We start from the raw sequence: 13,717 nt of genomic DNA on the forward strand, positions 1-13,717 counted from the left end.
GGAGAGAATACATGCGAGTTCATTTTGTTATTCATGAGTCATTTGAATCTGCTGGCGCATATCTGCCATGGGCCGAAGAACGCGGTTACGCCATCAGCTGGTCGCGCGTTTACGCCGGAGAGTCCGTTCCCGCCAGTACCGACGGTTTCGATATGCTGGTGGTCTTCGGTGGCCCGCAATCACCGCGTACCACGCTGGCAGAGTGCCCATATTTTGATGCTCAGGCTGAACAGCACCTGATCAACCAGGCGATTGCGGCGCGTAAGATTGTGGTCGGTATTTGTCTCGGTTCGCAGCTGATCGGTGAGGCTCTGGGAGCGAGAGTGTGTCAAAGCCCGGAAAAAGAGGTTGGTCATTACCCCATTACGTTGACCGACGCAGGTAAAACGCATCCGCTGATCGCCCACTTCGGTTCACCGCTGATGGTCGGGCACTGGCATAACGATATGCCGGGGTTAACCGATCAGGCTACGGTTCTTGCCACCAGCGAGGGTTGCCCACGACAAATTGTGCAGTACGGTAATTTTGTCTATGGTTTCCAGTGCCATATGGAGTTCACTGCCGAAGCGGTTGAAGGGCTGATCCAGCACTCAGAGCAGGAACTGGCGGATGCCAAAGGTAAACCGTTTATTCGATCCGTTACAGAAATGCGTGAATGGAACTACCAGCAGATGAACGAGAAACTGTGGCAGTTCCTTGATCTGCTGGTAGAAAAACGTAACGATTGAACATTGCAGGCCGGATAACACGCTTTACGTCATCATCCGGCGATCGTGTCGTATGTTTGCCTGATGGCGCTACGCTTATCAGGCAAACAAATTAGATCCCTAATCCCTGGTTGAAATGCTCTTCACCGAACACGCCGGTCGAGAGATAGCGATCGCCGCGATCGCAAACGATCGCCACCACAACCGCACCAGGGTTTTGCTCTGCTATACGGCGCGCACCGGCTACCGCGCCGCCGGAACTCACGCCACAAAAAATACCCTCGCGGACCGCCAGCTCACGCATGGTTTTCTCAGCGTCGTCCTGATGAATATCCAGTACTTCATCCACCAGCGAGGCGTTAAAAATCCCCGGCATATATTCCGCGGGCCAGCGACGTATCCCCGGAATACTGCTGCCCTCTTCCGGTTGTAATCCGACGATGGTCACGGGTTTATCCTGCTCGCGTAGAAAACGTGACACGCCGGTAATGGTGCCGGTGGTGCCCATACTGGAAACGAAATGAGTGATACGGCCTGAGGTTTGCTGCCAGATCTCCGGCCCGGTGGTGGTGTAATGCGCATACGGATTATCAGGGTTGTTAAACTGATCGAGTAGCGTGCCCTCACCGCGCTGAGCCATCTCCAGGGCTAAGTCGCGCGCCCCTTCCATGCCCTGCTCTTTGCTAACCAGAATCAGCTCAGCACCGTAGGCGCGCATCGCGGCACGACGCTCCTGACTCATGTTGTCCGGCATCAACAGCTTCATACGATAGCCTTTCAGCGCAGCAATCATCGCCAGCGCGATCCCGGTATTGCCGCTGGTCGCCTCGATCAGCACATCACCAGGCTTAATTTCTCCACGTTTTTCCGCTTCGACAATCATCGACAACGCGGCACGATCTTTTACCGACCCTGCCGGGTTATTGCCTTCCAGCTTGATCCAAATTTCACTGCCGTTATCCGGCGCCAGACGTTGCAGTTTTACCAGAGGCGTATTGCCAATTGTTTGTTCTAATGTGTTCACGTTTTCTGCTCAATAAAATGCCGGGTGGCGCTACGCTTACCCGGCCTACAGGTCATGATTTAGCCCGTAGGCCCGGTAAGCATAGCGCCACCGGGCGATAACTTTGCGAATTAACCTATCAGGCGGATTGTGCCAGAGCAAGTTCGGTTTCACGCGTTTCAATCCGCTGTTCACCGTTATACAAACGCGCATTTTGCAGTCCCACAAACAGACGTTCACCGCGGTTTGGGGGGTTATCGCCCTGCATCACCACCGTCAGCGGCTCGCTATACCACCCCAGTGGCTGGACAACTAATTGGGTGTAGTGACCTTTCGGACTGGCTTCCAGCACCTGTACCGGCAACGGCGAATCGAGGCTGGTACGGCGGCTCACATCGACTTCCCACGGACGCAGGAACAGATCGACCGGTCCCTGATACGCGGGCGTATATCCCAGCGGCCAGCGATGCGCGCCAACGTGGAACTGCCCACCGCGTACGGTGCCCTGCAGGCGGTTCACTTCGCCCATAAACTCCAGCACAAAGCGGGTGGCCGGTTCACGCCATACCTGATCCGGCGCATCGGCCTGCTCGATATGACCCTGGCTCATCACCACCACGCGATCCGCCACTTCCGTCGCTTCTTCCTGATCGTGGGTAACGAACACGCTGGTGAATTTCAGTTCTTCATGCAACTGACGCAGCCAGCGACGCAATTCTTTACGCACCTGGGCATCAAGCGCGCCAAATGGTTCGTCGAGCAGCAGGATCTGCGGCTCTACCGCCAGCGCACGCGCCAGCGCCACGCGCTGTTTTTGACCACCGGAAAGCTGCGCCGGGAAGCGTTCTGCCAGATGGGCCAACTGTACCATTTCCAACAGTTTGGTGACTTTTACTTTGATCGCCGCCGCATTCGGACGCTCGCGACGTGGTAGTACCGTCAGACCAAAGGCGATATTGTCGAAGACGGTCATATGCCGGAACAGCGCGTAGTGCTGGAATACAAACCCCACCTTACGCTCGCGAGCGTGCAGACGACTGACGTCCGTACCGTGAAAGCGAATATGCCCGCTGGACTGATGCTCCAGCCCGGCAATAATGCGCAGCAGCGTAGTTTTGCCTGAACCGGACGGCCCCAGCAGCGCGACCATTTGACCTGAAGGAATATCCAGTGAGATATCGTTCAGCACCTGGGTGCGACCAAAAGACTTCTTAATATTGGCAATCTCAATGCTCATGATTTTCCTCCTGCTGCGCGCGTTTTTCCTGGTTCTCCAGACGCCATTGCAACATGCTCTTCAAAAACAGGGTAACAATCGCCATCAGCGTTAATAACGCCGCAGCGGTAAAGGAGCCGACTGTGTTGTAGTCCTGCTCCAGTAATTCAATCTGCAAAGGTAGCGACAGGGTTTCGCCGCGAATCGAGCCGGACACCACCGATACCGCGCCAAACTCGCCAATCGCGCGGGCGTTGGTCAGCACCACGCCGTACAGCAGCGCCCAGCGAATGTTTGGCAAGGTCACGCGGCGGAACATCTGCCAGCCGGATGCGCCAAGTAGAATAGCCGCCTCGTCTTCATTGCTGCCCTGGCTCAACATCACCGGTACCAGCTCACGCACCACAAACGGACAGGTGACGAAGACCGTGACCAGCACCATTCCCGGCCAGGCGAACATCACCTGCAGGTTGTGCTCATCCAGCCAGCCGCCGAGAGGGCCGTTGGAACCATAAAACAGCAGATAGACCAGACCGGCGACCACTGGCGACACGGCAAACGGGATATCCAGCAACGTCAGCAGCAACTGGCGACCGGGGAAGTTAAAGCGCGTGACCAGCCACGCCAGCAGCACGCCAAACACCAGGTTCACCGGTACCGCGATCAGCGCAATCAGCACCGTTAGCCAAATGGCGTGCAGCATGTCCGGGTCGGCCAGGTTCTGTAATACCGGCATTAATCCCTTGCTGAACGCCTGCACGAAGATATAAATCATCGGCACCAGCAAAATGAACGCGGAGACCAGCATACCCGTGCCGATCAGAAACCATTTCCCCCAGTTGATGCGGGGCGCGCCATAGCGTTTCAATTGGGTAATCTCTGCCATCAGTGACCTACCACGCGTCGACCAAAGCGACTCTGCAGGGTGTTAATCGAAAACAGCAGCAACAGCGATGCCCCGAGGATCACCGACGCAATCGCGCTGGCGGCGGGATAGTCAAACTCCTGCAAGCGGACAAAAATCATCAGCGAAGTGACTTCCGTTTTCCAGGCGATGTTCCCGGCGATGAAGATAACCGCACCAAATTCCCCCAGGCTGCGGGTGAACGAAAGTGCGATCCCGGCAACCAGCGCCGGAGATAATTCCGGCAGCACCACTTTACGAAAGCTCTGCAAGCGCGTGGCGCCGAGCGTTTCCGCAGCTTCTTCATACTCCGGGCCTAACTCTTCCAGCACCGGCTGTACGGTACGCACTACGAACGGAATGCTGGTAAACGCCATGGCGACCGCAATACCGAGCCAGGTGTAGGTTACTTTAATATCCAGTTTCGCCAGCCACTCGCCGTAAAAACCGTTAACCGAAAACAGCGAGGCCAGCGTCAGGCCCGCCACTGCCGTAGGCAGCGCAAACGGCAGGTCCATTAACGCATCCAGCAGCGTGCGACCTGGAAAGCGATAGCGGGTTAAGATCCACGCCATCAGCAGGCCGAACACGCCGTTAAAGATCGAGGCTACAAACGCGGACAGCAGCGTTACCTTATAGGCTGCCACCACCTGCGGATTGGTAATCACTTCCCAGTATTGCGCCCAGCTCATTTGCGCCAGTTGCATCACCAGCGCACTGAGCGGCAGCAGCAATATCAGGCAGACAAACAGTAAGCTGGTGCCCAGGCTTAAGGTAAAGCCGGGCAGCACGCGTCGGGAGGAAACAGCAAACATTTACTTACGCCCCGCCGCCAACAGTTTGTCCAGCTCACCGCCGCTGACAAAGTGCGTTTTCATCACCTCAGGCCATGCGCCAAACTGATCTTCCACGCGGAACAACTCGGTCTGCGGGAATTTATCTTTCAGCTTGTCCATCACCTGCGGGTTATTCACACGGTAGTAGTAATCCGTGATGATGGTCTGCGCCTGCGGGCTGTACAGCCAGTTCAGGTAGGCTTTCGCCGCTTTCTCAGTGCCATTGGCCTGCACGTTTTTATCGACCCACGCCACCGGGAACTCGGCGAGGATATTGGTCTTAGGAATAACGACCTCGAAACCCTGCGCTTCATACTGCTTACGAATATTGTTCACTTCCGATTCGAAGCTGATCAGCACATCGCCCAGCCCACGTTCCGCAAAGGTGGTGGTGGCACCGCGACCGCCGGTATCAAAGACTTCAACATTTTTCAGGAACTGGGTCATGAACTGTTCGGTTTTAGCTTTATCGCCGCCGTCCGCTTTTGCCGCCGCACCCCACGCCGCCAGATAGGTATAGCGCGCGTTACCGGAGGTTTTCGGGTTTGGGAAGATCAGTTTGACGTCAGAACGCACCAGGTCATTCCAGTCATGGATGTTTTTCGGGTTACCTTTGCGCACCAGGAAGCCCATTGTGGAATAGAACGGCGAGCTGTTATTTGGCAGACGGCTTTGCCAGTCGGCCGGAATCAGCTTTCCTTTGTCATGCAGAATCTGCACGTCAGTGACCTGGTTATAGGTGACGACGTCGGCTTTCAGCCCCTGCAGAATCGCCAGCGCCTGTTTTGATGACCCGGCATGAGATTGTTTAATCGTCAGCTTGTCACCGCCGTTATCCTGCGCCAATTGCTGTTCAAACGACGGGTTAAGGGCGGCAAACAGCTCGCGAGACACATCATAGGAACTGTTCAGCAGTTCTGTTGCCTGCGCCTGACCGACCAGCAGCAGCGCCGCCAGCGTCAGAGTTCTTTTTTTCAGTAAGTTAACGGCCATTGCGCACCCTTATAAATTTAATGACTTTCTTATGGCCATCATATTTATAACGGGAGTAAAAGGAGTAACGGTTTTATATACCGTTTGATGATTTGAAAGTTGAAAAGAGAATAAGAGGTAACTCCTCCCCTGTTCGCGGGGAGGAGACAGGCATCACTCAGACGCCGACGCTAACGCTAACGCTTTCTGGCAGGGTACTGCCGCCATCGATCACGTTCTGCGTGCCGGTTAAGTAGCTGGACTCATCAGACGCCAGGAACGCCGCCAGTTCACCGACTTCAAGCGGACACGCCAGGCGACGCAGCGGAATGGCTTTTGCCATTTCAGTCAACACTGATTCCGGATCATCCGGGTTAGACTGACGCGCGATGTTTTCCGCCATTGGCGTGCGGACATAGCCGGGGCAAATAGCATTAACGCGGATGCCGGATTGCGCGTATTCCACCGCCAGCGATTTGGTTAAGCCGATAATCGCGGCTTTTGACAGTGCATAGGCCGTTTCGCCCGGATCGGCGACCATATCGCCGGTGACGGATGACATCATCACGATGCGCCCATCCTTGCGAGCAACCATCTCCGGCAGAACGGCTTTCGTCACGTTCCAGACACCTTTGATGTTGATATCAATATGGAAGTCGCGATCTTCATCGCTCATTTCAAGGAAGCTGCCGAGGCGGCATACGCCTGCGTTGTTGACAAGAATATCAATTTTGCCCTCAATGTTCTTCGCGCGTTTTACCGCCGCCGTGACAGAAGCAAAATCTCTGACGTCCGCATGAACTGCCGTACAACGGTGACCGCGTCCAACAAGCTCATCCGCCAGTTTTTCAATCTCATCGGAGATATCCAGCAAGATCAGGTTCGCACCGTGGCGGGCAAATGTTCTGGCGATCCCTTCGCCAATGCCCTGAGATGCGCCCGTAATCAATGCTGTTTTGCCCGTGAGTTTTCCCATTTCAATATTCTCCTTTTGAATATGAAGCATCCGCTTCATTCACGCAGAAGATACAGCATTAACAAATCAGTGCTGCGAAATGGCTCACTAAATCAGGTTAATTTCAGGTAAAAAAAATCCCCGACGGTGCGGGGAGATGTATTTTACGCCAGTGTGTAGGCCGGAGAAGGCGTTATGCCACCATCCGGCAACTCACTCTCACAGCGCCATTAAGCGGTCCAGCGATGGCGCAAAATAATAGCCGCCGGTCACCGGCTTGGTGAAGCGCAGCATGGCGTCACGTTTACCGTCGGTGTCGCCGAACATGCTCAGCAGTTGCTGCTCAATATTGTGCAGGCGCGCGCAGTAAGCGCAGAAGTACAGACCGTGCGTACCGCTGGCGGTACCGTATGGCAGGCTCTGGCGGACAATTTTCAGCCCTTTACCATCTTCTTTCAAATCTACGCGGCTCAGGTGAGAGGTGGCCGGGCGATCGTCGCCGTCGATCTCTTCGTTAGCTTCTTTGGTGCGACCAATCATCATTTCCTGATCGTGGATGCTCATGCGGTTCAGCTGCTTCAGGTTGTGCTCCCAGCGCTGCACGAACACATAGCTACCACCCGCATCCACGCCATCTTTGATAACCGCAACGTCACGACGCGTCTCTTCCCCGGCCGGGTTTTCCGTACCATCAACGAAGCCGCTCAGATCACGCTCTTCGACCCAACGGAAACCGTGGATCTCTTCTTTCACGTCGATGCAATCACCAAAGGCGTCCATGGCCGCCTGCGCAACAGAGAAATTCACGTCATGACGCAGAGAAAGAATGTGGATCAGCACGTCATACTGCGTTGCCGGGGCCAGACCTTTACCGTAAGGGATAAAGTCCTTTAACTCTTCAGCCCCTACGCCGCCGCTCAGCGTGCGCCAGGTTTTGTTACCGAAAGCCACAACCGCGCCCAGATGTGCATCCGGGAATTTTGCTTCAAAGGTCGCCAACTTATCAGCAAATGTTTTGCTGGCAGCGCGCAAAGCCTCAACGTCGCCTTTTACATTGGCTTCAATCCAAATCGCCGCACGGCAATGTTCTGGCAAAATGCCACTCTGAACCTGAGACATTGTTCCTCCTGAAAAAAAGATGCCACGACCTCGTGGCATTGATGGGCGTTATTCTACCTGTTTTTTTAGTCTGTCGATTTGTTCAGACGCAAATTAACGCCGCCAGATAATTTTGCTTACTTTCCAGTCTTTCAGCGTATCGTCAGACGGCATTATGCCTTCAGGACCGCTCCACTCACCGGAAAAAATGTAGCTAATATGCTGACTTCCCTCAGCTTTACACTCAACACCTGCACTATCATCGCCGGTCGCTTTCTGGCAATTCCCGAACGCTTTGGTGTAAAGGTCACTAAACGGTGTACCGATTTCTGCACCGGACGCTGACGAAATATCGCCGTCCAGTACATCAATACGGCTGATGGTCCCCCCATCGCCATTGATCACCATCGCCAACTTATCTTCTTTCATTGCTTCAAAAAAGCGCACCACATTGCCGTTGTCGGTTTTCATCCCGCTGCGCAGGCGATAATCTCCGTCCAGCGCATCGGCAATGGCTTTCTCATCCAGCGGCGTCGCAGCAGTGAGTTGTCCCACCCCCTGCTCGGTGACTTCCGTCGAAGAACCAAACCAGTTCCACGGATTTGCGGCGGACCAGTTCACCGACGAGAGCGTCGAGCAGCCAGTCAGTACCAGCGGCATCGCGCATAACATCAAACGCAGCGATTTCATCTCACATCCTTTCTTTATTAATTAACGTTGCTTGGAGTCCGGCTTCATAAAAAAGTGCCGTTATTCTTTTTCGATGGCAAAACAGGCACGTAAACGCGGGTTAGTCAGTAGCCAGACCAGGGCGACAACATCGGCTACCAGCAGCGCCAGCCCAACGCCATTGACCGGATCGCCCCCCAACCACAGCAGTGGCTGCCAGCAAAGCAACGCCAACTGGGCCAAAATCAGTAATCCGCGCAGCCAGCGCCACAGCGCAGGAAATGCAAAACGCCGCCCGCTGAGTAAAAACGCCAGCACTGCCGGAACGCCTGGGAGCAATCCCAGCCAGAACGCATCGTGATCGGGGTAAAACAAATTCAGTAAGGTGTTGCCCTGCTCGCGAGAAGATCCCGCAATCACAAACAGCACCCACGTGCGCGCCTGAAGCAGCAGCACGCACCAGAACAAAACAGGGAGGCGCAGACGCCCGTGACCGTCATAGTCGGCGGGATGAAACTCAGTACTCTTCATCTTCAATCAAGCGCTTGCCCAGATTGAGTACGTCAGCATGTTCATATCCCAGACGTTCATACATGCCCAGCACGATGTCATTGTCGTCACGCACCATAATTTGAATCTTCGGACATCCGCGGGCAATGAGCTTTTTCTCCAGCCGACTGAGCAGTGCATTCGCAATGCCACGAGCACGAAATTCAGGGTGTACGCCAAGATAGTACGCTGAGCCGCGATGACCGTCGTAACCCCCCATCACCGTGCCAACGACTTCACCGTTCACCTCGGCGACCAGGAACAAGCTGACGTCGTGATTCACCTTGCGCTCAATATCCATTTCCGGATCGTTCCATGGACGCAGCAGGTCGCAGCGCTCCCAGAGGGTGATAACCTCTTCGAAATCTTCCTGGCGAAATACGCGTATCTCCATGGTATTGAGACCCTTTTTAGCCCTAAAAATAGTGATTATGGCGTGAACAACTGATTAAGCCAATATCTGACGCGAAGCGGCGTAAAAAATGGCATAATAGGCAACTGTCACGTATTGAAATGAAAAGTAAAACAATTATTATCCCGATCCGTCGCAACGGACTACGCGATACGATATAACATCTGGAACTTATTTATTACAACTCAGGCCGTATGAGCACTTTTAAACCACTAAAAACTCTCACATCGCGCCGCCAGGTGCTGAAAGCCGGGCTGGCTGCCCTGACGCTGTCAGGTATGTCGCCAGCTATCGCTAAAGAAGAAGCGCTAAAAACCAACAATGGTCACAGTAAACCGAAAGCGAAAAAATCAGGCGCAAAGCGCGTTGTGGTTCTCGATCCGGGTCACGGTGGCATTGATACCGGGGCAATTGGTCGCAACGGTTCGAAGGAAAAACACGTGGTACTGGCGATTGCCAAAAACGTGCGCTCCATCCTGCGTAGCCAGGGGATCGATGCCCGGCTGACCCGCTCCGGCGATACCTTTATTCCTCTTTACGACCGCGTCGAGATCGCCCACAAGCACGGTGCCGACCTGTTTATGTCTATCCACGCTGACGGTTTTACTAACCCCAGCGCGGCGGGGGCGTCGGTCTTTGCTCTGTCTAACCGCGGCGCCAGTAGCGCCATGGCAAAGTATCTGTCCGATCGTGAAAACCGCGCGGATGAAGTCGCCGGGAAAAAAGCCACCGACAAAGATCATTTGTTGCAGCAAGTGCTGTTCGATCTGGTTCAGACCGACACCATTAAAAATAGCCTGACCTTAGGGTCGCATATCCTGAAGAAGATCAAGCCAGTACACCGTCTGCACAGCCGCAGTACAGAACAGGCCGCCTTCGTGGTACTAAAATCGCCGTCCATTCCTTCGGTGCTGGTAGAAACCTCATTTATTACCAACCCGGAAGAAGAACGCCTGCTGGGCACCACGGCATTTCGGCAGAAAATTGCCACCGCTATCGCCAATGGCGTTATCAGCTATTTCCACTGGTTTGATAACCAGAAAGCCCACTCGAAGAAACGTTAATCATGAAGCCCGATGCCCAGCGCGTTAAACAGTTCCTGCTCAGCCTGCAGGATGATATTTGCCAGCAACTGTCTGCCGTAGACGGCGCTGAATTTGTTGAAGATAGCTGGCAGCGCGAAGCAGGTGGCGGCGGACGCAGCCGGGTGCTGCGTAACGGTGGGATTTTTGAACAAGCGGGCGTGAATTTCTCCCATGTCCATGGTGACGCGATGCCAGCCTCGGCGACAGCACATCGACCAGAACTGGCCGGGCGCAGTTTTGAAGCGATGGGCGTGTCACTGGTGGTGCACCCGCTCAACCCGTACATTCCCACCAGTCATGCCAACGTGCGGTTTTTTATCGCCGAAAAACCCGGTGCCGATCCGGTGTGGTGGTTTGGCGGTGGCTTTGATTTAACGCCCTACTACGGCTTTGAAGAGGACGCCGTTCACTGGCACCGTACGGCGCTGGAGCTGTGCCAGCCGTTTGGCGATGACGTTTACCCGCGTTACAAAAATTGGTGCGATGACTACTTTTTCCTTAAGCATCGCAACGAACAGCGCGGCATCGGCGGACTGTTTTTCGATGATTTAAATACCCCGGACTTCGACCACTGTTTCGATTTTATGCGAGCAGTTGGCACAGGCTATACCGACGCGTATCTGCCGATCGTTGAGCGGCGCAAAGCGATGAGTTGGGGTGAGCGCGAGCGCAACTTCCAGCTTTATCGTCGTGGACGCTACGTGGAATTTAACCTGGTGTGGGATCGCGGCACGCTGTTTGGTCTACAGACTGGCGGGCGTACGGAATCCATTTTGATGTCGATGCCGCCGCTGGTGCGCTGGGAGTATGACTGGCAGCCGGAAGCGAACAGCCCGGAAGCCGCCCTTAGCGAGTTTATTCAGGTGCGCGACTGGGTGTCATTGCCTGATGGCGACTAACGCCTTATCCGGCCTACAACTTCAATAATGGCACCGTCCCGTAGGTCGGATAAAACGCGAAGCGTCGCATCCGACTCAATAATCTCATCACGCCCACTGACGCATACGCTGATGCAGCGTGAGCGAAGGTTTCTCGGCAAACAGTTGCTGGTAATCGGTGGCAAACTGCCCTAAATGCCAGAATCCCCACTGCATCGCGGCATCTTTTACCGTCGTACTCTGCGACCACGGGCTGATAAGCTCACGGCGGACTGCGTTCAAACGAATGCGTTTTAACCAGGCATTCGGCCCGATCCCCAGGATCGCATGGAAGGCATTTTGCAAGGTTCTTCGGCTGACATGCAACTGATTGCACAGGTCGAGCACGGTCAGCGGCTCCGACATATTTTCCAGCACATATTCGCGCGCACGCGACAGCAACCGACGGTAACTCTGATGGCTGATACTCTCGGCGGTGATGATCGGTTGGGCTTCATCCAACATGGTACCCATCGCCAACAGCAGATTATCCCCTAACACTTTGCGCACCGCAGGCTGGTGAAGATTCTCAGGATTCTCGCTAAACGTCGCCAGCGCCTGTTGCACAAAGCCCCACAACGCTGCTTTGTGTTGTTCTTTTACTTCCAGCGCCGACTGGTTGCGCAGCATATGCAGCACCCTTTCCGGGTTGTGCAGGAAGTTAGCCTGACGAGCGATCGCCTCTTCAGAGATCACGACGCCAAGAATGGTGTAGTCATCCGGCGTACTCAGCTCAAATTCCGTCCCGCCCGGACGGGTCGCAATTTCAGCGCTACCCAGACATTGGGTGCCAATAAACCCCTGTTCGCCGCGCGTAGCCGGAATGCCAAACCAGAATGAATTTGGCCAGACGAGACAGGACTGACGCAGCGCCAGACCGGTGTATTCACGGAACACCTGAATATCATCAAGCAGGATTTCAGTGAACTCGCCATGAAATTTACCTGGATGCAGCTGGTCGTAGATCTGCTGCCAGGCGGTAATGGTCAGCGCGTGCTCATACACATCCGTTGTTCGCCGCTGATGAACATTGTCCACTTCCACTTTCGGCGTAAGTTTAACGTCTTCGGGTAATACTTCATGATAAAGATGGTGCAGGTTTGCAGTACGTTTCTTTTTCATGACCTTTGAAGCCGGAAGCTTCGCTGAAGCCCCCGGCCCTCCGACAGGTTAATTTTTTAAGCGATAGCGACTACTGCGTTTACGCAACGCTCCGGCAGAAAAGAGCTGTTCCAGCGCAATTCTGGCTTTATCAAGTGACCAACCAAAGTGCGCGGCCACTTCCCCTGCCGTCATTCCCTGACGGACCGATGTTAACAGCGCCAGTAATTCGTCAGAGGATTCAGAGGACACCGGTGCTTCCTGCGTCTTCTCTGTTTTCACGTCTGATGTCACTTCCGGCTTCGGTTCTGATTTCTTCGGTTCTGGTTTTTTCGGCTGGCGCGTAAAACCGCCGATCAGCCACTGGGTGTCATCATCCGGCCGTCCTATCTCCTTGCGGCTGATAACACGTCCTGTACGCGCAGCAGCAGCACAACCGGCATCCAGCGCTGCACGACACGCCGCCAGATCGCCTTCCACCACCAGCGTTAGCCTGCCAGGATCGAGCACCTGGTGGCTAAGCAGACGCACGTTCGCGGCTTTCAGCATGGCATCCGCCGCGTCTACAGCAGCCACCATGCCATCCACTTCCAGTAATCCCAGTGAATTGATCATTGCAACCTCTCTTACGCGCGCTGGACAGGATTACGGGCAATATCCAGAACAGCATCAGCGAAGGCGTTACAGGCTGCTTTACAGGCGGCCTGGCTACCGGTTAAAAACGCCGCCGAGTAGTTGGTTTCTGACGGTGGCGGCACGTAGGTAACAATCTGTACATCGGCAGATTTCAGCGCAGCATCAATCCCGTAGGTTGCTTCTAATGGCGGAGCCACCAGATAAGCCATCGGATCGCCCAGTACGCATCCCGCCGTAGCAGAAAGGTATGAACCGGTACGCGATACCACGTGTGCCAGGAAAGCCGTATTTTCTGCATCATTGGCCCACTGGAACGCGGCGCCATTTTCAATATTGGCCACCATCGCATCCAGACCCGCGCGAACTTCCGCCGGGTTAGGTCCACCGAGCATAATCAACACTTCACCTGCCGTTGGAGAAGGTCCGTGCGCCGCACCGGCATACAGCGAGCGGCCATAAACCACTTCGACCATTGCCTGTTTTGTCGCTTCGTCTGCGGCAATATACGCCACGTCATCAGAGTCTGCTGTGATGAGTCCGAGGCTACGTATATGTGGCGGTAATTTAAGTTCGCGGGCAAAACCGTCATTTACCGAGGCAATCACGCGCATGGCGGTGACTGAAGGTCTAATCAAATCTAATGCTGGCATGATGCCT

16 protein-coding genes are annotated in these 13,717 nt (G+C 54.6%); 3 read left to right on the forward strand and 13 right to left on the reverse strand.

The genetic code is table 11. The features are described 5' to 3' along the window. The first annotated feature begins 11 nt into the window (after positions 1 to 11). Positions 12 to 728 (forward strand): type 1 glutamine amidotransferase, encoded by a 717-nt coding sequence (locus tag FDW88_RS02085; RefSeq protein ID WP_135911643.1) that lies wholly within the window; start codon positions 12 to 14, stop codon positions 726 to 728. A 91-nt stretch (positions 729 to 819) separates the two neighbouring features. Here FDW88_RS02085 and cysM read toward each other — a convergent pair whose 3' ends face one another. The 10 genes from cysM to FDW88_RS02135 form a co-directional block, all read right to left on the reverse strand. After that, positions 820 to 1,731: a cysteine synthase CysM gene (gene cysM, locus FDW88_RS02090; protein ID WP_137361923.1), complete on the reverse strand. Its 912-nt coding sequence runs from the start codon at positions 1,729 to 1,731 to the stop codon at positions 820 to 822. 118 nt (positions 1,732 to 1,849) lie between these two features. Further along, complete coding sequence (cysA, locus tag FDW88_RS02095; RefSeq protein WP_137361924.1) at positions 1,850 to 2,947, reverse strand: sulfate/thiosulfate ABC transporter ATP-binding protein CysA; 1,098 nt, start codon at positions 2,945 to 2,947, stop codon at positions 1,850 to 1,852. After that, entirely contained in the window at positions 2,937 to 3,812 is an 876-nt protein-coding gene (cysW, locus tag FDW88_RS02100) for a sulfate/thiosulfate ABC transporter permease CysW (RefSeq protein ID WP_115257826.1), read from the reverse strand. The genes cysA and cysW overlap by 11 nt, the downstream gene beginning before the upstream one ends. Then, on the reverse strand, positions 3,812 to 4,645 hold the full coding sequence (cysT, locus tag FDW88_RS02105) for a sulfate/thiosulfate ABC transporter permease CysT (RefSeq protein WP_096756246.1): 834 nt from the start codon (positions 4,643 to 4,645) through the stop codon (positions 3,812 to 3,814). The genes cysW and cysT overlap by 1 nt, the downstream gene beginning before the upstream one ends. Further along, positions 4,646 to 5,659, reverse strand: coding sequence for a thiosulfate/sulfate ABC transporter substrate-binding protein CysP (cysP, locus tag FDW88_RS02110; protein WP_137361925.1), 1,014 nt, complete (start codon positions 5,657 to 5,659; stop codon positions 4,646 to 4,648). A gap of 157 nt (positions 5,660 to 5,816) precedes the next feature. After that, the gene (gene ucpA, locus FDW88_RS02115) at positions 5,817 to 6,614 is read right to left on the reverse strand and encodes an SDR family oxidoreductase UcpA (RefSeq protein WP_137361926.1); all 798 of its coding nucleotides are present in this window, start codon (positions 6,612 to 6,614) and stop codon (positions 5,817 to 5,819) included. Between the two features lie 198 nt (positions 6,615 to 6,812). Next, positions 6,813 to 7,712 carry a porphyrinogen peroxidase gene (gene yfeX, locus FDW88_RS02120; RefSeq protein WP_096756243.1) on the reverse strand — a complete coding sequence of 300 codons (900 nt, stop codon included), beginning with the start codon at positions 7,710 to 7,712 and terminating at the stop codon, positions 6,813 to 6,815. Positions 7,713 to 7,805: 93 nt separating this feature from the next. After that, on the reverse strand, positions 7,806 to 8,381 hold the full coding sequence (locus FDW88_RS02125; RefSeq protein WP_096756242.1) for an RpoE-regulated lipoprotein: 576 nt from the start codon (positions 8,379 to 8,381) through the stop codon (positions 7,806 to 7,808). 60 nt (positions 8,382 to 8,441) lie between these two features. Continuing rightward, complete coding sequence (locus tag FDW88_RS02130) at positions 8,442 to 8,891, reverse strand: DUF2919 domain-containing protein (RefSeq protein ID WP_115257824.1); 450 nt, start codon at positions 8,889 to 8,891, stop codon at positions 8,442 to 8,444. Further along, positions 8,878 to 9,303, reverse strand: a complete 426-nt coding sequence (locus tag FDW88_RS02135; protein WP_096756240.1) for a GNAT family acetyltransferase — start codon at positions 9,301 to 9,303, stop codon at positions 8,878 to 8,880. Before FDW88_RS02135 ends, FDW88_RS02130 begins: the two co-directional genes overlap by 14 nt. Positions 9,304 to 9,515: 212 nt before the next feature. Between FDW88_RS02135 and amiA the strand changes: the two genes are divergently transcribed. Together amiA and hemF are read left to right on the forward strand one after the other, a co-directional pair. After that, positions 9,516 to 10,385 (forward strand): N-acetylmuramoyl-L-alanine amidase AmiA, encoded by an 870-nt coding sequence (gene amiA, locus FDW88_RS02140; protein WP_115257823.1) that lies wholly within the window; start codon positions 9,516 to 9,518, stop codon positions 10,383 to 10,385. Between the two features lie 2 nt (positions 10,386 to 10,387). Next, positions 10,388 to 11,305 (forward strand): oxygen-dependent coproporphyrinogen oxidase, encoded by a 918-nt coding sequence (gene hemF, locus FDW88_RS02145; protein ID WP_137361927.1) that lies wholly within the window; start codon positions 10,388 to 10,390, stop codon positions 11,303 to 11,305. Between the two features lie 87 nt (positions 11,306 to 11,392). On the opposite strand, the gene eutR is transcribed toward hemF, so the two are convergent. The 3 genes from eutR to eutL are packed head-to-tail and all read right to left on the reverse strand — an operon-like array spanning position 11,393 to position 13,710. Continuing rightward, positions 11,393 to 12,445, reverse strand: coding sequence for an HTH-type transcriptional regulator EutR (gene eutR / locus FDW88_RS02150; RefSeq protein WP_096756237.1), 1,053 nt, complete (start codon positions 12,443 to 12,445; stop codon positions 11,393 to 11,395). 48 nt (positions 12,446 to 12,493) lie between these two features. Continuing rightward, on the reverse strand, positions 12,494 to 13,039 hold the full coding sequence (gene eutK / locus FDW88_RS02155) for an ethanolamine utilization microcompartment protein EutK (RefSeq protein WP_096756236.1): 546 nt from the start codon (positions 13,037 to 13,039) through the stop codon (positions 12,494 to 12,496). Between the two features lie 11 nt (positions 13,040 to 13,050). Then, positions 13,051 to 13,710, reverse strand: a complete 660-nt coding sequence (gene eutL, locus FDW88_RS02160; RefSeq protein ID WP_096756235.1) for an ethanolamine utilization microcompartment protein EutL — start codon at positions 13,708 to 13,710, stop codon at positions 13,051 to 13,053. Between the last annotated feature and the right edge of the window lie 7 nt (positions 13,711 to 13,717).

This window comes from Citrobacter sp. wls829 (genome assembly GCF_005280825.1).
GTDB classification, from domain to species: Bacteria; Pseudomonadota; Gammaproteobacteria; order Enterobacterales; family Enterobacteriaceae; genus Citrobacter; species Citrobacter gillenii.